This window comes from Maribacter sp. Asnod2-G09, assembly GCF_045063795.1.
In the GTDB taxonomy this organism is placed as follows: Bacteria; Bacteroidota; Bacteroidia; order Flavobacteriales; family Flavobacteriaceae; genus Maribacter.
Genome location: NZ_JBEFOA010000002.1, coordinates 541,685 through 566,950, shown reverse-complemented (window position 1 = coordinate 566,950; position 25,266 = coordinate 541,685). Strand labels below are relative to the sequence as shown.

The 25,266-nt window shown below is 34.9% G+C and carries 18 protein-coding genes; 7 read left to right on the top strand and 11 right to left on the bottom strand.

The genetic code is table 11. The features are described 5' to 3' along the window. Positions 1 to 36: 36 nt before the first annotated feature. Positions 37 to 2,529 (bottom strand): DUF4132 domain-containing protein, encoded by a 2,493-nt coding sequence (locus tag ACJJVT_RS02495; RefSeq protein ID WP_405396178.1) that lies wholly within the window; start codon positions 2,527 to 2,529, stop codon positions 37 to 39. A 3-nt stretch (positions 2,530 to 2,532) separates the two neighbouring features. Then, on the bottom strand, positions 2,533 to 2,925 hold the full coding sequence (locus ACJJVT_RS02490; RefSeq protein ID WP_405396177.1) for a hypothetical protein: 393 nt from the start codon (positions 2,923 to 2,925) through the stop codon (positions 2,533 to 2,535). A 160-nt stretch (positions 2,926 to 3,085) separates the two neighbouring features. On the opposite strand from ACJJVT_RS02490, the gene ACJJVT_RS02485 reads away from it, so the two are divergent. Beyond that, complete coding sequence (locus tag ACJJVT_RS02485; RefSeq protein WP_405396176.1) at positions 3,086 to 3,445, top strand: hypothetical protein; 360 nt, start codon at positions 3,086 to 3,088, stop codon at positions 3,443 to 3,445. A 2-nt stretch (positions 3,446 to 3,447) separates the two neighbouring features. Here the strand turns inward: ACJJVT_RS02485 and ACJJVT_RS02480 are convergent, their stop codons facing one another. The 8 genes from ACJJVT_RS02480 to ACJJVT_RS02445 are packed head-to-tail and all read right to left on the bottom strand — an operon-like array spanning position 3,448 to position 14,560. Continuing rightward, positions 3,448 to 4,083, bottom strand: a complete 636-nt coding sequence (locus ACJJVT_RS02480) for a Pycsar system effector family protein (protein ID WP_405396175.1) — start codon at positions 4,081 to 4,083, stop codon at positions 3,448 to 3,450. 15 nt (positions 4,084 to 4,098) lie between these two features. Beyond that, positions 4,099 to 5,337 (bottom strand): cation:proton antiporter, encoded by a 1,239-nt coding sequence (locus tag ACJJVT_RS02475; protein WP_405396174.1) that lies wholly within the window; start codon positions 5,335 to 5,337, stop codon positions 4,099 to 4,101. A 10-nt stretch (positions 5,338 to 5,347) separates the two neighbouring features. Then, the gene (locus ACJJVT_RS02470) at positions 5,348 to 7,297 is read right to left on the bottom strand and encodes a thiamine pyrophosphate-dependent enzyme (RefSeq protein ID WP_405396173.1); all 1,950 of its coding nucleotides are present in this window, start codon (positions 7,295 to 7,297) and stop codon (positions 5,348 to 5,350) included. 18 nt (positions 7,298 to 7,315) lie between these two features. After that, positions 7,316 to 7,972 (bottom strand): NAD(P)H-hydrate epimerase, encoded by a 657-nt coding sequence (locus tag ACJJVT_RS02465; RefSeq protein WP_405396170.1) that lies wholly within the window; start codon positions 7,970 to 7,972, stop codon positions 7,316 to 7,318. A 2-nt stretch (positions 7,973 to 7,974) separates the two neighbouring features. Then, positions 7,975 to 8,700: a hypothetical protein gene (locus tag ACJJVT_RS02460; protein WP_405396169.1), complete on the bottom strand. Its 726-nt coding sequence runs from the start codon at positions 8,698 to 8,700 to the stop codon at positions 7,975 to 7,977. Between the two features lie 22 nt (positions 8,701 to 8,722). Further along, positions 8,723 to 10,336 carry a glutamate synthase-related protein gene (locus ACJJVT_RS02455; protein WP_405396168.1) on the bottom strand — a complete coding sequence of 538 codons (1,614 nt, stop codon included), beginning with the start codon at positions 10,334 to 10,336 and terminating at the stop codon, positions 8,723 to 8,725. A 17-nt stretch (positions 10,337 to 10,353) separates the two neighbouring features. Continuing rightward, complete coding sequence (locus tag ACJJVT_RS02450) at positions 10,354 to 13,860, bottom strand: metallophosphatase (protein WP_405396167.1); 3,507 nt, start codon at positions 13,858 to 13,860, stop codon at positions 10,354 to 10,356. Positions 13,861 to 13,900: 40 nt separating this feature from the next. Further along, on the bottom strand, positions 13,901 to 14,560 hold the full coding sequence (locus ACJJVT_RS02445; RefSeq protein ID WP_405396166.1) for a Crp/Fnr family transcriptional regulator: 660 nt from the start codon (positions 14,558 to 14,560) through the stop codon (positions 13,901 to 13,903). Between the two features lie 327 nt (positions 14,561 to 14,887). Between ACJJVT_RS02445 and ACJJVT_RS02440 the strand changes: the two genes are divergently transcribed. Further along, the gene (locus ACJJVT_RS02440; RefSeq protein ID WP_405396641.1) at positions 14,888 to 15,361 is read left to right on the top strand and encodes a nucleoside deaminase; all 474 of its coding nucleotides are present in this window, start codon (positions 14,888 to 14,890) and stop codon (positions 15,359 to 15,361) included. A gap of 238 nt (positions 15,362 to 15,599) precedes the next feature. Here ACJJVT_RS02440 and ACJJVT_RS02435 read toward each other — a convergent pair whose 3' ends face one another. Continuing rightward, positions 15,600 to 16,460 (bottom strand): acyl-CoA thioesterase, encoded by an 861-nt coding sequence (locus tag ACJJVT_RS02435; RefSeq protein WP_405396165.1) that lies wholly within the window; start codon positions 16,458 to 16,460, stop codon positions 15,600 to 15,602. A 488-nt stretch (positions 16,461 to 16,948) separates the two neighbouring features. Between ACJJVT_RS02435 and ACJJVT_RS02430 the strand changes: the two genes are divergently transcribed. The 5 genes from ACJJVT_RS02430 (at position 16,949) to ACJJVT_RS02410 (ending at position 25,226) form a co-directional block, all read left to right on the top strand. Continuing rightward, entirely contained in the window at positions 16,949 to 18,130 is a 1,182-nt protein-coding gene (locus tag ACJJVT_RS02430) for an acetyl-CoA C-acyltransferase (RefSeq protein WP_405396163.1), read from the top strand. 580 nt (positions 18,131 to 18,710) lie between these two features. Further along, positions 18,711 to 21,590, top strand: a complete 2,880-nt coding sequence (locus ACJJVT_RS02425; protein ID WP_405396160.1) for a TonB-dependent receptor domain-containing protein — start codon at positions 18,711 to 18,713, stop codon at positions 21,588 to 21,590. A gap of 175 nt (positions 21,591 to 21,765) precedes the next feature. Continuing rightward, the gene (locus ACJJVT_RS02420) at positions 21,766 to 22,374 is read left to right on the top strand and encodes a Crp/Fnr family transcriptional regulator (RefSeq protein ID WP_324026014.1); all 609 of its coding nucleotides are present in this window, start codon (positions 21,766 to 21,768) and stop codon (positions 22,372 to 22,374) included. 160 nt (positions 22,375 to 22,534) lie between these two features. Further along, positions 22,535 to 24,349, top strand: coding sequence for an acyl-CoA dehydrogenase (locus ACJJVT_RS02415; protein ID WP_405396157.1), 1,815 nt, complete (start codon positions 22,535 to 22,537; stop codon positions 24,347 to 24,349). Positions 24,350 to 24,452: 103 nt separating this feature from the next. After that, positions 24,453 to 25,226 (top strand): glucose 1-dehydrogenase, encoded by a 774-nt coding sequence (locus tag ACJJVT_RS02410; protein ID WP_405396155.1) that lies wholly within the window; start codon positions 24,453 to 24,455, stop codon positions 25,224 to 25,226. Positions 25,227 to 25,266: the final 40 nt, after the last annotated feature.

Sequence of the window (25,266 nt, the reverse complement as noted above, 5' to 3'; positions counted from 1 at the left end):
AATCATTTAATACGCAACTAGAAATTTTATTCAGTACTAGCTTTTAATTTGGCTGATAATCGTTCTATCTTTAATCTTAGTATCGTCTGCTAACATTAAAGCCTTACTTAAAATTACAGATAATGTAGAATCCCCCTCAAATGGCAGAAACACCTCATTTGCACGTTTAGACCGATCTGCTACAATACACAAATATTGATCATTTGGTTTCATTAATATATTGCCACTACCTAAATGTATTTTGTAAATTCTTATATCGCCTTTGACTACTAAAAAATTACCTTCAAAAGAACATTGATTTGCAATCTTTAATTTCGGAATTAAATTTTCAAGAAGCTCTTTTCGTTCTTGACCACTTACCGCAAGATTACCGAATGAAAAATCTGCCCAATAGCCATGGTACCTTTCTTCTCCCCCATCTCGCCAATTAGGGTCTGCACCAATACTGGTAACACCCACAAAAAGATCTACATCTCTCATTGCCTCCGAAAAAACAATAGGCGGAACTTTATCCATTTCTACTTGACTTTCCTCGTCATAGAAACGAACTTGATCTGTCTGTAAATAGTTGAAAATACCAGAATCATTGGCGGAATCTTGTATACCTTCTACCCAAAATTCTACACGGTACTTCCATGCAGTAATTTTTAAAACCGGAGTGTTATGAGAGTCCCATTGACCTTGAAGCGTATACGCCCAACCACGTTCTCTACAAAGCGCAATAAAAATATGTTGTCGTATTACATGCGCTGCAAACCTATTAGAATACGTATTTGTATTCACTTCTGCATCTGTTACCATATATAACTCTCTATGAGCCTGCTTGAAGGGTTGTTTTATTTCATTTTTTTCTAACCATCTTCGCCAAGACTGTACTTCACTAACACTTGCATTGACTGGGTGCCATAATTTAATTTTGGCATTGGTATAGTTTTTTAAAATGACTTCGTTGACATCAATAAACTCGTTATTTTTATAAATAACACTTGTGGTTTTATCACCAATCGTAAAACTCCAAATTAATTTAGTTCCGAAAAATCGTAATAGATTATTATCTAAATACAGCTTTTTCCATTGCTCGAAGTCCCATTCACGCTTCGCTAAAAATATCTTTTCTATCCTACTTTTTTGAGCCGTCAAATTCGACTGAATATCTTTTACTTTTTTCTTGTATTCTTTTAACTCTACAGCAAAATTGTCTTTTACATATTTAGGTATCGACTTAATCTTTTTTCCGTTGTTATTTTCCCAAATCAAATTAAAACTAGAACTACTTTCAATAGTACCTGCAGCTTCATATTCTCCAAATTTTTGAATAAGCTGAAAATTGGAATTTAAACCAAAATCTTGAACAGCTAATTCTTCGATTTCATACATAGTTTTACCTTCAGCTTTTGCTACACGTTCAATTGCTTTTGTAATTATTGATTGAACCGAAGGGTATTTAATTTTCATTCTAAATTTGGTCAGCCTAGAAATACCATCTTGATACGGAAGCTTAGAAAAAGTATAAATACACCCATTTCCTAATTTTGCACTTAAAGCCCCTACATCCCTTAATTTCTTAAAACTTAATAAACCTAAAACTTCTATTATTTGGTTTAATTCATCGTCATTTATGGTAGCGCAAGACCAAACAGCAGACCTTAATATTTGTATGTTCTTATCTGCTATAAAATCGAATTCATATTCTTGATTTTTATGAATCTCTCGAAAAATATCCATGGTAACTTCAATCCATGTAATAAAAGCTGGTTTTATCTTACCGACTCCTATTTTGGTAATTAATTCGTGAGATGTTTTTAGCCAAGAATTTGCCGGTGCGCTTTTACCACCACCTTTAGAGAAGTGTACCAATAATTCTTTATAAACCTCTTGATCACTATCCTTCAAAGTTTTTAGCGAATCATAAATACTATTACCTACAGCGTCGGTACGGTTAATCTCAAATTCCGAGGTTTGTTTACCAATATTTGCAACTCTATTACCTAGACGTATTTCATCTGCAGATAAATAATTACTTTTAGTTATAGCCTTATGCAAAACACTTAATGTGTCGCTTAACTCTGGTGAAAGTCCGGTTTTCTTTACTTCCTTTTCTATTTTCCCCATTAGCGGTACTACAGGCCAATTCCAACTATTTAGACTTCCACTATCACCAAAAACAAAGCCCATTACAATATCTGAAATATCATCATCATCTAAATGCATATCTGAAGCTCTAACCAATAAACTCAGTACATTTTTAGCAGTGTCTCTTAAAAAGTATCCATCTTCTCCCCAATTGGTTTTAGATTGACCGTTTTTAAGATAGATTAATTCAAAAACAAATTCTTTCCTAAAAGAAACTGGCTTTTTCTTAAGGACTGAATACTTTGGTATATCTGTTAATTTTATCGAATAACCATCTCTATATTCTAGAGCTTCGCTAAAAAAATCTTTACCAAACTGCTGTACTTCAGCACTTATTTCTCTTTTACTCTCTATTTGATTATCTGAACCGAATAATTTTTTAATGATATTTTTCATTGATTATCCCCCAACTAGTTGTGTAAGTTTTACAAAGGCTATTTCAGTAGTTTTAGAAACCAGCACTTCTTGCTCCAAATCTTCTGCCTGTTTATTATCTATAAGTATAAAATACCCGTTCTTTTGAAAGGCATCTAAAGCAACCAAAATCTGTTTTTCAACATCTATTTGCTTTCCTCTGTTTTTCAATTTAAAACCATTTAATGTTTTTTCTGCCTCACTAGGCTGAATTAACCCCTTAAAATATTCGGGTAGCTTCTCGTTGTACGTATTCACCTCAAATTCTACTCGTGCAGAAATCAATTCTTTAACAGTAGTTCGTTCATTTTTGACAGCAATCTCTATCTGATTTAGAATATCACCAGTGAACGTTGCATCTTTTATAGTTAATAGCATTTTGAAGTTTTTCTAAATTTATGGATTTTTAAAATTTCTAAAGAAACTTATTTGTTTAAATTAATTTTTAAATCTATAAAAAACAGATCATCCCTTTTTAAACATAATCAGAGAAAATATCCATTAATTTTTTGATATTTTCGCCATAATAGCGCATTACATGAATATTGAAGATTTAGTTGGTGAGTACAGCATTATTGGCAGCAACCAAGATGAAGAATCTAATAGTTACAAAGGAAAACTGATTTTGTCTTTGGATTCAAATAGCAGAATAGATGCCATATGGACTATTGGTACTAATCAACAGCAGACAGGTACTGGATTTTTTAAAAACAATATTCTAGTTATAAACTTTAGATACAATGGAGAAGACCATAATATTTATAAAGGTGTAGCTGTTTATAAATGTATCAGCAAAGATATTTTAGACGGATTTTGGTCCGAGAAACATGGAAATCCGCTTTTCTTAGGGGAAGAGCGTTGTTTTAGAATTAAAACGAACGCTGGTCCATTAAATTAAGATTACATAGCAAACATGACATGGCAAGCTATAAATCCTACCACTGCCAAAATAATACCTATTAAGAAAACATGAAAAGAAGTTCTAAGTAGTTTAAACTTTCTATCAATTGTCTTCCCTAAGTGAAACGTATCTCTTGCAATGGTCTTATAAAGTTCGTCTCCTTTGTACATTAGACCTGTAAGTTCTTCTGTGTACTCTTCTTCATTCATAGTATTAAAATTACCATAGAACAAAAGGTTATTGGTGCTTCTATCTCCATGCGTAAGTTCTGGTCTAGTGGCAAATACTGCATATGCTATGGATATGAGATTAGTTCCCAACATTATAATTGCCGGATATATAAGATGTGGATCCTTATCTAACTGACTTAATACGGTTCCCAGAATTATAGATAGAATAAGTGCGTTGATGGAAATAAGAATATTCGATTTTCTATCGATCATCGCGTTCAAAGTATACTGATTTTTAGAGACCAAACGAAACAAAGTTTCTGCACCACGTTCTGAACGAGGTTCAACTTTTGCTAGTTTCTTCTTCAGTTCTTTTAGTTTCTCTTTATCAATACCCAACTCAACAATCAATTGCTTATCAATCGCTTTTTCCTGCTTTTTTATTACTTTTTCTGATTCTTCCATCATTAAATAATTTTACTAGCTATATATTTTCTTTGCTACTTTACCGACGCTCAACCCTTGTACAAGTACCGACACCAGTACCACAACATAGGTTATATATAATATTATTTCTGCAGAAAAGTCTTCTGACAAACTAAGTGCCAATGCTATGGATATACCACCGCGTAAGCCTCCCCAAGTTAAAATAGCCACTGTTTTTATAGGTTTACTTTCTTCATGTTTCAGTAAACTATACGGTAATAATACCGATATAAAACGAGCTAAAAGCACCACGAATACAGACAAGACACCTAAAGTAAGGTATAAAGAATCAAATTTAAGGAGGTGTATCGACAACCCTATTAGAACGAATAGAATAGCATTAAACACTTCATCTAGAACTTCCCAAATATTATTCAGCATTTTGCGGGTCATTCCTTTATTTGATGCTATATTAATTTTATTACCAATGACCATACCCGAAACCACCATAGCCAAAGGTCCAGATACATGAAGTATTGAGGCTATTGCATAACCGCCTATGACAATGGCTAAACTTATTAAAACTGCCAATTGCGGATTTTCATTAATAGATTTAATAACTCTATATCCTATATAACCTAAAATCAAACCGTAGACAATTCCACCAACGGCTTCCATTAAAAATAGCTCGCCAATTGCACTACTTACGGATTCATTGCTATTTTCATCTAAGCGTGCTACAATCAACAAACCAGAAAATACTACAACACCAATACCATCATTAAACAATGATTCGCCTTCAATTTTTACTCCCAAACTTTTCTGAATATTTGCCTTTTTCAAAATTGACATTACCGCTATGGGGTCTGTTGGCGAAATTAATGCTCCAAAAAGCAAAGCATGTATAAGAGGTAATTCTATACTTAAAGATTGAGCAAGATAATAGGTTAAAAAACCAACTATTGTAGTAGAAATAAGCACCCCGAACGTTGCAAACAATAGTATGGATTTCCGCTCTTTTTTTAGGTCATCTATGTTAACATGTAAAGATCCCGCAAAAAGCAAGAAACTCAACATACCGTCCATTAATAGACTTCTAAAATCTGTATTGATAACCACATCGCAGAAGTAAAGATAAAATGCAGGAAATATATTTTGAGTCAATGTAATTAAAACGACCGTTGACAAAGCTAAAATCATTAACCCTATGGTTGATGGTAACTTTAACCACTTATAGTTAACGTAACTAAAAAAGGCGGCAATTAAGAATATGATACTAAATGATTGAAACATGTTTTCTTATTTAAATCAAACTAGCATCAGTGATTATTTCCAGTAATGCCGGACCATCATGTGCTTTTAATTTTTCTAAAGCAGGTATTAATTCTTCTATTTTGGTAACTCGAATACCAAGTGCCCCACAATTCTCAGCATATTTTGAAAAATTAGCATTGTGTAAAGAAGTTTTCCAAACATCCAATTCAGCCGCTTTTTGCTCCTTTGAAATTTTACCGATTTCCGAGTTGTTTAAAAGCACATGCTTAATGTTCATATTGTATTTCACCAAAGTCATCATCTCACCTAAATACTGACCAAAGCCACCATCACCTGAGACCGACCAAATAGGTCTCTCGTTGCCTTGAGCAGCCCAAGCGCCCATTGCTGCAGGCAATGCAAAACCAATAGAACCTAAATAACCGGACATTAATACAGATTGATTTTTCGGCTCAAAATAACGACCAAAAGAATAGGTGTTGTTACCAACATCTACAGCAATAACCGCATTGTCTGGCACTACTTTGTTCATTGCATCAAATACTGCAATTGAACTTAGACCAACCGTACCTTCATCTTGCAGCCTACTTGCTTTTTCTTCTTGCCATATCTCCCATCGTTCAGCAATTTCTGGACGTCTATCTACCGTATTTATTTTTCCTTCGGTTTGTTCTTCTATAATGGTCAAGGTTTCAGAAATCTCTCCCCATAGGGCAGCATCAACTTTATGAAATTTACTTAAAGCTGCTGGGTCATAATCTACCTGTATAATAGGTTTTTTAGGCGTAATACCTGTATGATTAGAAAACGATGCTCCAAAAACAATCAATAAATCACTCTCGTTCATAAACCAAGAAGCTATGGGCGTTCCGCTTCTACCAAGTACTCCACAACCTAATTCATGATGATCGGAAATTTGTCCTTTTCCTTTAAAGGTGGTGATTACCGGACAGTTTAATTTTTCTGCAAATGCGATTATAGCATCCATTTGAAAACGAGCGCCATGCCCTACGATTATTGCAGGTCTTTCTGAATCTGTAATCATACCTACTGCTTTCGCTACCATTTGTCTTGGTGGTGAAATATTAAAAGGTGTAATTCTATCTTCTGGAGTCTGTGCCTTTTCGTTATCTGGCTTTGGCATAAAGGCAACCTCATCTGGGAAAGTAATATGAGATACATCTCTATTTATTAATGCGCTTTTAATCGCCAAGCTCATTAACTCGCTATGCTTAGAGTTTTGTTGCACACTATGGTTAAAATTGGCTACGGTTTGGAAAGCACCTACCAAATCTACCTCTTGAAAAGCACCTGTTCCTAGTACTTGTGTATTTACCTGACCAGAAATAGCCAGCATTGGTGAACGGTCTACTTTAGCATCCCACATACCGGTAAACATATTGGTAGAACCCGGACCTGCAATACCAAAGCAAACTGCGGGTTTCCCCATTAGTTTACCATAAGCAGATGCCGCAAATGCTGCAGCGCCTTCATGACGTATTCCAAAAAATCTAAAATTTCCTTTTTCTTCTTGACGCATCATGGCATCGGCAACCCCTAGGTTTGAGTGACCAACCATACCAAAACCAGTATCAACACCCCAATTTATCATGGTTTCTATCATCACATCAGAAATAGTTTCTGCGTGCTTCTCTTCCTCTTCAATACCCACAAAAATTTCATCGCCTTCTTCCTTTGTTGGAAAAGTTTCTATTCCATCATCAAAACCACCTGGCGGCACACCGGTACAAGGGTCAAAATCCCAACCGTGCCACGGGCAGCGTAACAATCCGTTTTCAATAGAACCTTCCCCTAAAGGTCCACCTTGGTGCGGACACTTATTATCTAGAGCAGAAAATTTGCCTTTAAAATGTGTTAAACAAATACCTTTATGAGCAGCAGTAACGGTCATTACACGACCTTCTGCCAATCTCTTTTTATTATCTAACACTTTATGCCACACTACTTTCTTTTCCATGGGTCGGTTTTTTTCTGGTTATTTAATTTTTATCAATTGGTATTTTTTAAAATCAGGCATTTGAATATTGAAATGCTCATAAACCGATTTTGGAATTCCCAAATCAGCCATAAATACTTCTACTCCGTTTGGTAATTTTTCTAAAAGAATTTTAGGAGCTGCCAAGGTCATTACCTGGTTCGCTTTAAACCCTGATAATTCACCATCTTTAGAAATACCAACGGGAATGTCCAATGATATTCTAAATGCCGTTGATGCGTTTGCTAATGCAATACTTTTTACAAATGCATCTGACAACGGTAATCTTTGAGAGAATCCTAAATAGGCATCTACCCAAATATCCGTTGTTTCTGGAATACCTTCTTTAGCTCCAAATAACAACGCTCTTTCTAACTGTGCTTTTGGTAGGTCTTTGGTAATAGGAACTACCAAGTCCAAATTCACGTTAAACCCCCAAGCAGCAAGTCTTCGAGCAGCTACTAAACCGCCACCACCATTGTTTCCATTACCAACGCCAATAGTGATAACAGAGGTCGCAGTTGCCTTTTTGGCGATTAATCTTGCTAGTTGAAGCCCCGCATTTTCCATCATCAATTCAATGGACAGATTGTATTTTTCAACCGCCCAATAATCCATTTCTTTAAAGGCTTCTAATGAAAGACTGGTCACTTGCATATTTACTTTTTATAGGTATTGATAGCTTCCGTGAAAAACTGTACCGCTTGTTCTTCTTTAATTTTTGTAGCAGGTAAAACCGCTCCTTTAAATCCGTCGTTTTTCCACTCACCTAATGAAAGAGCAACAAACTTAGATGTATCTAAACCGTTATGCCCTTTGTATCCGCTGATATAAAAATAGTGTTCATTGATCATGGTATCAGGTACAGCTAAACCAAAGCCAATAGACAAATCATCAGAAATAATAACATAAGCACCTGAATCAAAATGATGAGGCCAAATACGAATGTCCGATTCCAAACCATTTATCTCAAGTGTCTTTTCTAGACCTGACTGCGTTAAAGTTCTCAAATCTGCTAGCTCTTTTAACTTTGCTACATCTAGCTTAAAGGTGAAAGAATCATAAATTGAATACGGTAGGTCGTAATGAAAATCATAGGTATATGTCTTACCCAAAAATGTATTTGCAGAATTCGTTAACCACTCCAATACCTGCTGATGGGTTTTACCATCTAAAGTAAAAGAAGCATTGTTCTTAGGGGAATTCCATTCTAAAGAAAAGTTATTATAGTTTAAAGCAAGAACGTCTCCTTCTTTTGATAATGGGTGTGTTTCTAAACGTTGCTTATCAGTTGACCAGCCAAGATTGGTATGACTATCATCTGCTTTCTTCTCTACAAAACTTATTCCTGCAGCAGCTAAATACTGTGCCGCTAAATGCATCATTTTATCCATCTTTATATTGTTATTAAGCGTTAACACCGCCGTAATTAATTCCTGTTAAACGATGCATGTCATGATTAAAAGTAGATAGGTCATCAAAATTGAATTTTGAGATATCATCATGACCACAAGCTCTCGCAATAACCTTAATAAGGTTATTTGTGGCATCAAAATAGTTATGTAATTGTTTTGCAGAAGAATCAATAATCAACCTACTACGCAATGATTCTTTTTGCGTTGCAATACCCACAGGGCAGTTATTACTACCACAAGCACGCATTCCCAAACAACCAATTGCCTGTAAAGCCGAATTAGATACGGCAATAGCATCTGCACCTAACATAAGGGCTTTACCAAAATCTTCGGCAACTCGTAAACCTCCGGTAATAACCAAGGTTACATCTGTAGCACCTACTTTATCTAAATATTTTCTTGCTCTTGCCAAAGCAGGAATTGTAGGTACATTGATATTATCTCTTAATATGGTTGGTGCGGAACCTGTTCCCCCACCTCTACCATCTAAAATGATATAATCTACACCCACATCTAATGCAAACTGAATATCTTTTTCTATGTGACTTGCAGCAATTTTAAACCCTACCGGAATACCGCCTGTGCGTTCTCTTACTTGAGCAGCGAAAGACTTAAAATCATCCACACCATGAAAATCTGGAAAAGTAGCTGGCGAAATTGCCGTCTCGCCTTCTTTTAATCCTCTAACCTCAGCAATTTCTTTACTCACCTTAACACCTGGTAAATGTCCCCCAGTTCCTGTTTTGGCTCCTTGTCCGCCTTTAAAATGAAATGCCTGTATATTATCTAACTTATCCCAAGTAAAGCCGAATTTTGCCGAAGCCAATTCATAAAAATACTTGCTATTATTTTCTTGTTCCTGAGGTAACATACCGCCTTCTCCTGAGCAAATACCCGTACCAGCCAATTCTGCTCCTTTAGACAAGGCTATTTTAGCTTCGCGTGACAAAGCACCAAAACTCATATCACTCACAAACAACGGAATTTCTAAATGCAAAGGCTTTTTTGCTTTAGGACCAATGACCACTTTTGTTGCCACAGCATCCTCATCTAGCAAAGGTCTGCTTGCCAATTGAGCAGGTAAAAACTGAATATCACTCCACTTAGGCAAGGTATTTCTATCTACGCCCATAGAAGCCGAAGCACCATGGTGACCTAGATTTTTTAATCCGTTTGTTGCCAATTCTTTTATATAACCCGTGTAAGGTTCTGTCTCTTCAGGGTGGGTATCTGCGTAGGCACCCAAATAAGCATCTCTATTAAAAGGCTGCGGACTATCTACTAAATAGGCATCAATCTCCGCTTCATCAACATAAAGACTTCCGCCTTCTATTTTAGTAGTAAACTTGTGTAAAACCTCTGCGTTATTATATTCTGAAACTCCAGTATCTACTCTATAATCCCAACCGTGAACACCACAAATAAGGTTATGACCATCTACATGACCGTCTGACATTAATGCTCCTCGATGCAAACAACGACCGTAGAGTACAGAAATATCATCATCAAATTTTACGATTACTAAATCCAAACCATTGACTAATGCGTGTTCTGGTTTTTTATTTTCTAAAGTGTCTACTTGGACAATTGCAATTGGTTTTTTCATTGGTAGTAATTTTTTAATTAAAAAGAAAAGCCTAGTGCGAAGACAACACGCCCACCATCTAAACTATTAAAATATCCTATGTTAGCCGTAAAAGCTTCAGCTCCTATAAGCCAAGCCGATGCACCTACTGAATTATGCCATTTATTTGAAGTGTCATCTTCAACCCAAACCCTACCATAATCGAAACTACCGGTAAGTCCGAATCTAAAAGGCACAAGGCTAGTTCTTAACCCTCCTAATGGAAACCTTAGATCTGTATTCTGATAAAACGATTGTTTTCCAGTAAATCTTTCGTTCCTAAATCCTCTTAAGCTATTGATACCGCCAATAGTTGCTGCATGGTAAAATTCAAAATTATCACCGATCAATGCTTCACCTGCAATCTTGGTTGCAAAAACGATACTACCGCTTTTAGTTAACTTGTGGTCTATGACCAGTTGTGGTTGTATGTACGCAAAATTATTATCTGCTTCGGTATTATCTATATTCGTTTTATAACCTATGGTCAGCCCTGCATCTAGCCCTAAGGTAGGAAAAGCGGCACTATTTTTATTTTTGAAGTTATAAGCAGTTTCTACACCTGCATAGGTTTGCCTATCAAAAATTGTATTCGTCTGTGGTAGTTGTGCTACAAAACGATCGGCTGTATTATCAACCTCAAAAGATTCTATTAAAGGTTTAAAATAGAAAGAACCTCCGTTAATACCTTCCCATTGCAATGACACTGCTGCTTTAAATTTACTAATTCTAATTCTATTAAAATCTAAATCGACCTCATCAGCGTCATAAATTGTTTCATTACCATAGCCAAAGAAATTTTCTGAAAAACTTGGACTCGTATACAAACCTTCTAAACCAAAATTCCAGTTATGAAAAATATTCGAAAACTCCCCTTTATACGACAAATCAAAACCTGATGTACTGGTATAATATGCAGCATTAATACTATGCTTATATGTAAATGGATTACGTTGTAAACTATATGAAGTATGATTGCTTATCACTCCTAATTTCACTCCATCATCTGGGTTGAATGCTATTATAGGTAACAACTGATTAAAATTATATTTTACTTTTTTATGATCGTAATTATTTAATTCATAATCATTTACCAACCATTTTTTAGATCTTTTATTTACAATGGTATTCTCCTTATCCTTGTAATCATAAAGTTTTACCTTTCGTGTGTTTTTAAAGTCGTATGTATCATTTTTCTTTCCACCTACTATTTTTATTTTTATAGGATGGTCTCCCTCACCTTCTACCGTGAACGTATCTTTTCCATCCAAGCCAAATAGCCAAATTTCTTTGGTAATGTCATTCGAAAATGTATGATTTAAAAGACCTAAATCTTTACGGTCTATTTTTACCGTAGTCTTACCATCTGCTAATCTAGTTATGGTAAAATCATCTGCTTTCTGTGTTCCTGTAACAACTTGAAACTTGTTCAAATAAAGATAATATGCTTTTGTTATTTTTTTAAGATTATCTCTTCTACCTTTTAATTTCTGTTTAATATCATCTATGATCGGTCCTTTTATCTCATCAGGAATTGCCTCAAAAGCATTTTCAATATCAGCATCTGATAACTGGCTTTGAATATGATTGCTTTGCTTTTCCCACTCTTCCCAACCAGAAGCATGAATAAAAGTTAAATCTAAATGATAAGGAGATGATGCAAACCATTTTACACTTCTAAGGTCTTCATCATAAGTTTGCATTTTACGTAGCCCTGGTATTACTCTTGTCAGAAAACTGATTAAAGTACCGTCGTACTTTGAAAATGCTTGGTCACGGTCTCTTGGTATTGGACTACAATACTCCGTTCCGTCTTCATTCTTATAAAGTGCCCAACGCCATTGGTCTTCATGTCGGTCCCAATCTCCCAAAAGCATATCGAATATTCTTGCTCTTATATAAGAAGACTCATCTACTACCGATTTACCCGATCTGTTTATTTCTTGTAAAACATCTGCAGTACTTAATATTTTTAACGGCTTTCCAAAACTTTCAGCTTCTACTTGAGTATCGCCTACATGCTCTTCAATCATGTACAATTCATCACCAAACTCATCATTATAAACCCCTAATGTTTCTTGTTTAGGAATGTAGTATAAAATAGGATTGGTATGATTGACACCAACTGCCTTAGAAAGGTTACCAATAGCAAAAGGAGTATATGGGTTTGAAGTCGTATAAAAATCGGCTAGAAATTTATCTACGGTTGTACCATCTAAAACATCGCCAATATAAGTCTCTTGAAAAGCATTCGCTTGTAGAAACTTTATGGTACTCTTTTTCAAAGCACGCATAACATACTGCTTACCTTTATTATTTTCTAATCTAAGTGATTTTGATTGTTGTCCTCCTCCTCGCTTTAACGGGGTCAAACCTCCCATTAAAGTATCTAAGAAAACTACTGGTGCGTTAACTTCTTTACCATAGAATTCTCGGTAATGATCACCCCAAAGCGCTTTATAGAATCCGCTTTTTGTTGCAGCTTCTTTCGTATAAATAGCCGCTGATTTTTTAGCTCCGAGATTTTTATCGAAGTTGTATACTTGTAAATCATCAGTTTCGCTTTTTAGTACAGTAGTCTTAAAAACTTCATTAAAAGAACCATTTTCTAAAGCATAGTAATTTGCCTTTACACTACCGCCTGTTGTAATATCTAGGCGAACATAACCTTTTTTGGCTATAGAAAAATCATCTGGTTCACCATGTTTAACAGCTTCTAATTTCCCAGCAGCACCACTTATAATTTGAGGAACACTACCATTAATATATTGCAAATTTTTACCTTGACCCGACAAGAAGATAACGTTATCTGCCCCTATAGCCATTGTTTTCAACCTATTTCTAAGCGTTCGGTACTGCTTATTTTGAAATTCTTGAGTTGAGAAGCCACCGATACTACTAAAAAAGCCTTGCCTACTGTTTGTTTTTATGGGGTGATATAATGCAACAAATACAATTTTACCTTGTGCTTTTTTAATTCGATTTTCAAATTCTAAAAAGAACAAGTTTCTATTTTGAATCTCAGAATCTTCATTGATATAAATATGATGGTCCCAATTTTCTAAAAACCATTGAGAATCTACCGTTATCAATACGGCGTTATCCCCTAGATCATTAGTTTTTATAGGTTCTGCATCATCAGGAAAGAACTTGGCTTTACTATTTTTCTGTATATAATTTTCAATATCAGAAACACCTTTATGACCTTTTGACCATTCTTTATTACCAGATATAAAAATGACATCATTACCCAGGTTAGACATGATTGATAACTGCTTATATAATGACTTTTCAATTTCAGTCTTAGGTGCAGCGTTTCCTATTATTAATACTGTAGGTTTCTTAACTAATTGCGATTCTTTTGAAATCTCAGAAAGAACCTGGGTATCTGTAGTATCATAGGTATTAGCAGTAACAAAAATAGACCGTTCTATTTCTTGAGAAAAAACGTTACTTGTTATTAATACTAATGAGAATGTTAGAAGTAAATAGGAGAACTTTTTCATTGTAGTTGGTTTCTTTGCACTTATGTTTAAATAATTATATCTATTTTTTTGAATACGATATAAATTTTGAATCATAGTCAATGACATTATCTTTTCGCATTATACTCAATATATTATTTACAGTTTGCCTAGAGGTATTGGTCAAGTTGGCAATGTCTTTATGAGAGAGTAAGTTTTTTGCCACTACCCTATCATTTTCTATTTCACCAAACTCTTCTATATAAGCTTTAATAAATTCAGTAATTCTCGTTTTACTGTCCTTGTATAATAGGTCTTGCAGTCTTGTTTCTAATTTTCTGATACGAAGACCATATATTTTTAACAGACCATTTTTTAAAGACTTATATTCTTCCATTAAACCTTCCATCATGTCAGATTCGATATAACAGATTACCACGTCTTCTAGAGCAAAGGCTACTTCTTTAGACGATTTATCCTTATCATAAATAGATAGTTCACCAAAAATATTCCCCTTTTTAACGACGTATTTTACAATGTCATTTTCAGAGTCCATGATTTTAACAGATCCATTTTTTAAAAAGAAAATACATTTTTTATCTCTTGCCCCTATTTCAATGATACTGCCTTTGTCTATATGATCCATCTCTAGAAGATCACAGAGTTTCATCATAGAAGGCATCCCTAATTTTTGAAAAAGGCTAAATCCTTCTAAGAACCAATATTTCGTAATTGCTTTCAATATCTATTTTTAATAAAAATCAATATTACTGATTATCAACAGTATGCAAAAACTATAAAACTAACAGAGTTACTTTAGACGACAGTTGAGTAGATTTTAGTAGTTATAAATGCAAAAAATGCTTTGCTAAACAGTTCTTCTATTTTTTTTTACAATTGGTTGGTTCTTGATTAAGTCGGATTAAAATCAAAATCTTTCATAATTTTTTTAACAATTATCTAAAAATATCATTTTATTTCAAAAAAACATGATCTTAGAATTCTATATAAAAGACGTAATTTGCACCCCCAAATAATGAATACATACCATTAGAATTTTATAAATATGATGAAAGATCACGCGTTTTTTATGAGAAGAGCTATTGAAATGGCTGCAAAAGGAATGAACTCAAATGCTGGAGGACCTTTTGGTGCCGTAGTCGTAAAAGATGGAGAAATAATTGCCGAAGGCCATAATAAAGTTACCTCAACAAACGACCCTACAGCACATGCAGAAATGGTAGTTATTAGAGATGCCTGTAAAAAACTGAATGATTTTCAGCTTACCGATTGTATCATCTATACTTCATGCGAACCCTGCCCTATGTGCTTTGGTGCTATTTACTGGGCTAGACCAAAGGCAGTATATTATGGTTGTGATAAAGCTGATGCAAAAGCTATAGATTTTGATGACCAGTTTATATATGATGAGCTAGAAGTTGAAATGCAAGACAGACAAATTCACTTTAAACAAATGCTACAAGAAGAAGCTGTTGAAGTATTCAATAACTGGGCTTCTAAGCATGACAAGACGAAATATTAGTCAATCTATATAATATAGATTATCTATTTTAAAAAAGAGAGAAAAACAAGGTTTGTTTTTCTCTCTTTTTTTGCGTTTCCATTCTAAAAACAGCTTCAATTATATCAGAATTGTTAACGTACTAAGAGGTTCTGAATAAATAAAGCGATAGTAATCACGAGTATCATAAAAATCATAATTTTATTGATTATTCAAAACTTGTTTGAACAACCCCTAATTGAATAAGAGTAAATCGTAATTATATACTTTGCCTCATTAATCCTTCTTGCGCAACCGAAGCTACCAAAACTCCTTTTCTGTCATATACACTACCTCTTGCAAATCCGCGAGAATTAGATGCACTCGGACTATCCATACTATACAACAACCATTTTGTAATATCAAATTCTCTATGAAACCAAATGGCATGGTCTAAACTAGCATAAAACGTTTCACCTTTATTCAGTTCTTCCCGATGTGGTAGAGTGGCGGTTGTTAGCAAATTGTAATCAGAAGCATAAGCCAATAATTGTTGCTGCATTGGCAAACTAATTTCAGCCGTATCTGAGGTTCGAAGCCAGGTATTAAAAAAAGGAGAACCATTCTCTACCAATTGAGTTGTAAATTTTTCTACCGGTTTAAAATCAAATACTTTTGGTTGTATAGCCTTCAGCCTTTTATAAGCGCCTGGGTATAAATCTTTTATTTCTTCTACTTGCTCAAGACTCGTAGTCAATTTCTCTGGCGGAATTAAATTAGGCATTGGAAACTGATGATTAACTCCATCAGACTCTACCTGAAAAGATGCTGCCATATTAAAAATCGCTGTTCCATTTTGTTTCGCCACTACTCTTCTTGTGGTAAAACTACCTCCATTTCTAATGGTATCTACCTCATAAACAATAGGATACCTTAAATCTCCGCCTAAAATAAAATAACCGTGCAATGAATGTGCAATACGATCTTCTGGAACAGTTTGATAGGCTGCATACAGAGCTTGTGCTAGCACTTGCCCTCCAAAAACCCTTCCCCAGGGTGCTTGATAGTTTTGCCCTTCAAAGGTAGTATCATCTATTTTTTTTAGAGTTATCAACTCTATTAATTCTTTAATTGTCTGCATGTTTAATAACTAGTTGTAAGTGGAACAATTTAAGTATAAAAAAACTAAAAGTGTAGGATTACAGCGATTCACTTCTAAAAAAAACTTAATAAAAAACGCTTCAAATTTCGCATAAAAAACAGATGGTTTTACTCATAAGAAAACAGAAAATTATACGCTTCAAATAAATGATAACATATATAAAATCTTGTTTAAAAATTTTAAAACCCTTAACTCTAAACAACCAAGATAATTACGGAAAAAGCGATTTTCATTAAACTATTATATTAAATCGCTGAAATTTTGTTAAAATATTGATTAATTACAAAGCTTTTTCTACCATTGTTGATAATAAACAATACCTGATTTTAAAAAATTAGGTGACTTTTATTGTATTAATGACTCATACTAGTAGTAACAAACTACTACACCAGTTTATGCCAATTATAGATGTAGACTTAAAAATCTATAACCAAACATCTTAAAAACTAACTTATAAAATATTAAAAATGAAAGACGCAGTAATTGTATCAACGGCTAGAACGCCTATGGGGCGAGCATATAAAGGGGCTATGAATGCCACCCAAACGCCTACAATGGCCGGTTGGGCGATTCATGAAGCTGTGAAACGTGCCGGTGTAGATCCGGCAGAAATAGATGATGTTATTATGGGTTGTGCTTTACCACAAGGTACATCTGGTATGAATATAGGTAGAATGGCAGCACTTGCCGGTGGTTTGCCTGTAACTGTTTCTGGTATGACCATTGATCGCCAATGTTCTTCTGGTATGATGGCGATTGCGACAGCTGCTAAACAAATTTTGCATGACGGCATGAGTGTTGCCATAGGCGGCGGAGTGGAATCTATTTCTATGGTTCAAAACGAACATATGAATACATTTCATATGGTAGACAAAAAATTAAAAGCTATTCATAAAGATGTTTATATGCCAATGCTACAAACTGCTGAAGTGGTTGCAAAACGCTATAACATAAGTCGCGAAGCACAAGATGTATACGCACTTCAATCTCAAATGCGAACTGCAGCAGCTCAAGAGGCAGGAAAATTTGATGATGAGATCATACCAATTGAAACGATCAAAGCAATAATAGATAAAGAAACTAAAGAAATGAGGTTTCACCCAGCTTATTTAAATAAAGATGAAGGTAATAGACCCGAAACAACTGCTGAAGGTTTGGCAGGTTTACGTTTGGTAAATGAAGGCGGTACCATTACTGCCGGTAATGCCAGCCAAATGTCTGATGGTGCCTCTGCATGTGTTTTAATGGATTCTAAATTGACAGAACAACGAGGTGTTTCTCCATTAGGTATTTATCGCGGCATTGCCGTTGCCGGTTGCGAGCCAGATGAAATGGGAATCGGACCTGTTCATGCTATTCCGAAATTATTAAAGGCTCATGGCTTAAAAATGAGTGATATCGGACTATGGGAACTTAACGAAGCTTTTGCGGTTCAGGTGCTGTACTGCCAAGAAAAATTAGGTATACCGAATGAATTAATGAATGTAAATGGTGGTGCTATTTCTATTGGGCACCCTTACGGTATGTCTGGTTCTAGAATGGTTGCCCATGCTTTGATTGAAGGAAAAAGACGCGGTGCCAAATATGTAGTTTCAACCATGTGTGTTGGTGGTGGAATGGGTGCTGCAGGACTTTTTGAGGTGGTATAAAAATCAACTCAAACATTGTAATTAATACAACCATTACACATTTTATATAAACAACCTCGTGGCGAACCCACGAGGTTTTACATTAAAACTATACCAACCCGTTATAGAAACATTAGCCTTCTCTTCTTAATGGCAATACCAACAAAGAACTTATAAAAAACACTTTAATCTTCACTAACTATTTTAGTTACTTACGCTACAGCACTAATTATAAACCACCCTAAAACCATTCTACTCGTATCAATACTATTAAAAGCTATTAGGGATCTTAAAAGTCTTCGTTTATAAAAATTGTTTTAAATATTACTGCAACTACTAAAGCTATTCAAAATACAATTCATTACAATTTTCAGTCCTTTTTCGCAACATTAAAATGAAACCAAAAGTCATTGAAATATCGTGCGTACATGAAATTATTGGAATAATTTGATTTTAATTATATATACCAAATCAATCTTAAAATTATTAAATACACAATTTTTTAATATAAAAATTATTAATTTAATTTATTAAACTAGTTTAATTTAATTATTTAATAATTAGCATATATTAGTCGAGAACATTAAACCAATCAACCAAAATGAAAAAATTCCTCTTAACGACATTGGCAATCTTTGTACTATCAACAGTCGCTCTTACAGCACAAACCACTATTTCTGGAGTTATTACAGATGAAGAAATTGGCGACCCTTTAGTTGGTGCCAATGTAATAATACAAGGAACCAACACTGGTGCGAGTACAGATTTTGATGGAAAATTCACCATTACTAGTAACGAACCGCTTCCTTGGAATTTATCTATTAGCTATTCTGGTTATGCCGCTAAAATAATACCGGTAACTAGTGCTAGCGCTAACTTAAAGTATAGCCTTAAAGAAAGTGCTTTTATCATAGATGAAGTGGTCATATCTGCCTCAAGAAGAAGAGAAAAGGTACAAGAAGCTCCCGCTTCGGTAACTGTACTGTCTGCTAAAAAATTAGTGGGCTCCCCACAAATTGATGCTGCGAGAAATTTGGTCAATGTACCGGGTGTTACTGTTCAACAGCAATCTGGCTCTAGAATGAATTTTGAAATGAGAGCAGCTGCTAGCACCTTTAGTACAAGAGTTTTTCCCATTAAAGATTATAGAAGTTTGGTGGCTCCAGGAAATAATACATTTCAATCAGATAAATCAGGACTTAGCACTATTGATATTGAACGAATTGAAGTGGTTAGAGGTGCAGGTTCTGCACTTTATGGTCCTGGTGTAACTTCTGGTGTTATTCATTTTATTACTAAAAGCCCTATTGATCAACCCGGTACTACAGTTCAGGTTTATGGTGGCGAATTAAATACTTACGGTGCCGCATTACGACATGCCACTAAAGTATCTGATAAATTTGGTTACAAAATAAATCTACAATATAACCGTGGCGATGAATTTACGCTAGATGGTTCTGAAGGTACAACTGCTGCTGACGGTACTTTTACAAGACAAATTGATAAGTTTGAAAGTACTATTACACAACCTGCCCTTACTGCTGAAGGTGTAGTAGACGATAGAGTGCCAGGCAAAACTTTACTAGAATTAACCCCTAGAGCAGATGGAAATGTTATGCAAGATTATTATTGGAACATGGGTTCTGATATTACTTTAGAATTTCGTCCAGAAGATGATTTAAGTATCATTGTAGCAGGTGGATTAAATCAAGCTTCTTCTGTGTTTTATAATGATTTGGGGGAAGGTTTATCTCAACCGCAAGAAGTTTGGGGACAAGCAAGAATGCAAAAAGGTGGGTTGTTTGCTCAATTTTATACAACTCACACGAATTTTGGTCCTGAAGATAGACCTATATTTTTATATCAAACAGGTAATAGAACTCCAACAGCTATACAACAATACGAAGGGCAATTGCAATATAACTTTGATATTCCTGATTTTTTAAATGCAAATTTTACGGTTGGGTCAGATTACCGTCTTACTAAAATAGATACCGAAGGATTAGTGCATGGTAGAAATGAAAACGATGATGATTATAATGTATTCGGTATCTATGCGCAGGGTAAATTCGCATTGGCAAAAAAATTAGATTTAGTTCTGGCAGGACGTTTTGATAAATTTAATATTCCTGATGAAACTGCAATCGCTCCAAGAATTGCATTAGTGTATAAGGCAAGTCCAAAACATACGTTTAGAGCTTCTTTTAATAATGCTAGTTTCTCTCCTTCTGCGTCCGAATGGAATTACGATTTCCCAGTAAATTCTCCTGTTCCGGGCTTTTTTGATTTTTGGTTAGCTGGGTCAAATGACATTCATTCCTTTGATAATGCAACAAGTATCGAATTTTTAAATCATAATGTAACAGCTGCTGGTATAAGTGCGGCGACCGGTATTCCTATTGAGGCACTAACGCCTCTTGCCGGTGCACTTCCGCAAGAATTACCTAAAGAATTATTAGGCACCGGCGGTCTTAGTAATGAGTTTGTTCATCAATTTGCATCAGGCTCTTTAATTGCAGCTATGCAAGCCAATGGTTTAGAAGATTTTATTGATGATATTCAAGGTGTATTGGCAAATAGCCCTACCGGAAACAACGGAACATTTCTTGGAATTAATGCATTGGAAGGTGGTGCACCTAATAATAATTTAACCAATACAGTACGTGGAGTTATAGCAACATCTAAAACTTATGAAGTTGGTTATAAAGGTATTATAGGTGATAAATTTTCTGCTTCTCTTGATTTGTATGCTATTACAGAAAGAGGCGGTTTTGACTTTACAGCAATTGCTCCGTTAATAGGTTTAAATGGTTTTAGTCAAGATCCTTTTTTAGCTAAAACAGGAGAATTAATAGGCGCATTAGTAGAAGCTGGTTTACCTCAAGAATCTGCTACCAGTTTAGTTTCGCAAGCCTATGCAGGTACTGCTGCCCTAATTCCGAATTTTTATGGAACAGGTAGTGTTGAAACCAATAGAGTGCCACAAGGTGACGGTATTTTACATGTTGCTGCAGGTTATAGAGTTTTTGATGCTCCTTATACAAGATATGGTGCAGATTTAGGTTTGCAATATTTCGCTTCGGATAAATTAACGTTCTTCGGTAACTACTCTTGGGTCAACGCTTCTGAATTTGAAAGAGAACAAGGTGATGGTAGTGCTCCGTTTACTACCTTTTTGAATGCACCTGCAAATAAATATAGACTAGGAGCCAATTATGGAGGTGATAAAGGAATTAGAGGTAATGTTTCATTTCAACATGATGATGCCTTTACTGCAAGTGCCGGACAGTTTTCTGGTGAAGTTCAAGAAAAGAACTTGATAGATGCCGGTATTGGGTATTCATTTGATAATGGCTTGGCAGTAGATTTATCGGCTCAAAATTTATTTGATAATGAATATAGAGCTTTGGTCAATATGCCTGCAATTGGTAGAAGAGTTATTGCTAAATTAACGTATAATTTCGGTGGAAATAAAAAATAAAAATAGACCTTAAAAAAAGATAAATATTGATGCTATAAACCAAAGTGAAAATTAAAATAGGTTAAGTCATGAGGCTTGATAAATAAATTTTTTATTTATCAAGCCTCAATAAAGCAGTTTCTTAATTGAACAAAATGCCTATATTTATAAAGTCCCAAAAAGATTTTACGAATAAATGACTGCAGCTGCTTCCAAAGATTATTTAACGAACCTTAAAAACAAAATTCTTTCATATACAGAGGTGGACGAAGAAATTTTAAACCACTGGTTACTGTACTATAAAAGAATAGAAGTTAAAAAAGGTGATATGTTAATTTCTCCAGGGCAAATGGTGGAACACTTTTACTACGTTGCAAAAGGCTGTATTTACTATTATAAATTGGAAGAGGGTGAGCAAAAAGTTCTTGAGTTTTATACTGAAGATTTGTTCTTTACTGATTTACCTGCCTATGTAAAAGAAACACCTTCTGACTATTATTTAAAAGCATCTGAAAATACTATAGTGTATGCCATATCAAAATCTGATGGCGAAAATTCATTTAAAAAATCGCATCAATTAGAGCGTTTTGGCCGCCTTTCAATGCAAGAGGCTTTTATGAAAATTTTTACTCGTGTCGAAAGATTAAGCAATAGAACAAACGAAGAACGTTATTTACGTCTTCTAGAAAAACGCCCAGATTTACTACAAAGGGTACCGCAGTATTTAATTGCCTCATATTTAGGACTTACACCTGTAGGACTTTCAAAAATCAGAAAGCGTATAAGCATATCGCAACAGAGTTAAATAATTAACAATTACACATTTTTAATCTACTTTCCACCTCTTATATTATCATAATCGTAAAATTTTAACCTTAAATTATTATTTTATTAAACTGGTTTAATCAGTTTCGTATGAAATAATTCTAAATTGTCGTACGATAATTTCAAAGATAAAATTCGATATGGCAAACCAATATGTAGACTTAGAAACCCTTAAATTTTTATTATACAAAGTACATAGTGTACAAGATGTACTTGAGCAAGAACGTTATGCCGAGTATGATAAAGACTCTATAGAAATGCTTTTAAATTCTGTTAAGGATTTCTCTGACAAAGAATTATTTCCTTATTTCAGAGAGATGGACGAACAACCGGCACATTTTAAAGATGGTGAAATTGTAGTACATCCGCAGGTAAACAAATACATGAAAGCCGCTGGTGAAATGGGCTTTATTTCTGGATCTTTCTCATACGAAGATGGTGGTATGCAATTGCCACAAATGGTATTGAATGCATCTGCTTTTATACAAGAAGCTGCTAATAATTACTTACCTGGTTATGTTGGTTTAACCGTAGGTTCCGCAGAATTAATAACACATTTTGGTAATAAAGAACTTAACGAAACCTATGTACCAAAAATGTTAGAAGGTACTTGGGGCGGTACAATGTGCTTAACAGAACCACAAGCAGGTAGTTCTTTATCTGATATTGTCACCTCTGCTACCCCAGATGGCGATTCATATAAAATAAACGGACAAAAAATATTTATTTCAGGAGGAGATTACCAAGGTGCAGAGAACATTGTGCATTTAGTATTAGCTCGAATAAAAGGAGCTCCTGCAGGTACAAAAGGGATTTCTCTCTTTGTAGTACCAAAAAAGAGACCAACTTCAGACGGTGGGTTAACCCCAAATGATGTTACTACAGTTGCAGATTTTCAAAAAATGGGTCAACGAGGGTATTGTACAACACACCTCTTTTTCGGTGACAAAGAAGATTGTAAAGGTTGGTTAGTCGGTGAGCCACACCAAGGTTTAAAATATATGTTCTTAATGATGAACGGAGCAAGAATTGGTGTAGGTAGAGGTGCTGCTGCAATTGCAACAGCTGCTTATCATGCTTCTTTAAATTATGCGAATGAAAGACCTCAAGGACGTAAGCTTACAAGCACAGGTAAAAAAGATGCTAATCAAGAGCAAACATTAATCATTAACCACCCAGATGTTAGAAGAATGTTATTGCTTCAAAAAGCAATTTCTGAAGGTTCGTTAAGCTTGATCTTTTTAACAGCGAAATACCACGACCTTTCTCTTGCAAGTGAAACTGCAGAAGAACGAGAAAAATATAGATTGTTATTAGAAATAATGACTCCTGTAGTAAAAACATACCCTTCAGAAATGGGCAAAACATCTGTAGATACCGGTGTACAAGTTTTAGGCGGATACGGTTTTTGTTCTGATTATGTTTTGCAGCAATACCTAAGAGATATTCGAATTTTTGCGCTTTATGAAGGTACCACAGGTATACAATCTCAAGATTTATTAGGTAGAAAGGTAACCATGAATAATGGTGAAGCTTTAAAACTATTATCCGTAGAAATAAGCAACTCCATTCAGGCTAGTATGGCACATGATTCATTAGCTCCTTATGCTAAAAAATTAGCTGCCAAATTAGAATTAACACAAGATGTATTGAAATCATTAATGGGCTTTGCCATGAAGGGTGATTACCAACGTTTCTTAGCAGATGCGACTCCTTTTATGGAGTTTTTCAGTAACATTTTAATGGGATGGTTATGGTTAGACTTAGCTAGAGAAGCACAAAATGCCCTTGTAACCGGCAACAAAGAAAACAGTGCTGAATTCTACGAAAGTAAAATACATACAATGCAATTCTACTTCAAGTATGAATTGCCGAAAACTACAGGACTAGCAGAAATTTTAATGGACAATAAAACTGCCTTGACTATAGGTACCGATAAAGAGGTTTTTGTATAATTAAAATACTAGATTCTAAAATGTCATACTGAGCACAGTTCAATAAATAAGACTTATAAATGTTTTTCAGTGTGACATAAATTCTATCAACTAACAACAAAAAATGAGCATAAAACAAAGATTTGATCTTACTGGAAAAGTAGCGGTAATTACAGGTTCTAGTAAAGGAATAGGACTCTCTATAGCTAAAGGATTAGCTGAAAACGGAGCAAAAGTAGTCATCAGCAGTAGAAAACAAGATGCTGTTGACGCTGTTGCTAAAGAAATGCAAGAAGCTGGTTTTGAAGCAATCGGTATTGCATGTCACATTGGCGAAGCAGACCAGCGCGAAGCATTAATAGCTAAAACTATTGAGAAATATGGGAGAATAGATATTTTGGTAAACAATGCAGCGATCAACCCTTATTACGGACCTTTAGAAGCTTCTAATGAAGAGGCTTTTGATAAAATTATGAATGTAAATGTAAAAGCTCCATGCATACTTTCAAACTTAGCGCATCCGCATATGAAAGCACAAGGTAGCGGTAGTATTATCAACATTTCATCCGTAGAAGGAATTCACCCAGGTTTCAACCTTGGTTTATACAGTGTTTCTAAAGCAGCCATGATCATGCTATCCAAAAATCAAGCAAAAGAATGGGGAAGACACGGTATTCGCTCTAATGCAGTTTGCCCTGGACTGGTAAAAACAAAACTTAGTGAAGCGCTTTGGTCAGATGATAAATTGGCTGCCGGCTATAAAGCTGTAGTTCCATTAAGAAGAATTGCTATACCCGATGAATTAGCGGGAGTTGTAATGCTTCTAGCATCTGATGCCGGTTCGTATATGACAGGCGGTGAATATACCGTTGATGGTGGTTATTTAATTTCAGGATAAGGAAAGTATTTAGTGCTCAGTACAAAGTATTAAGTTGATA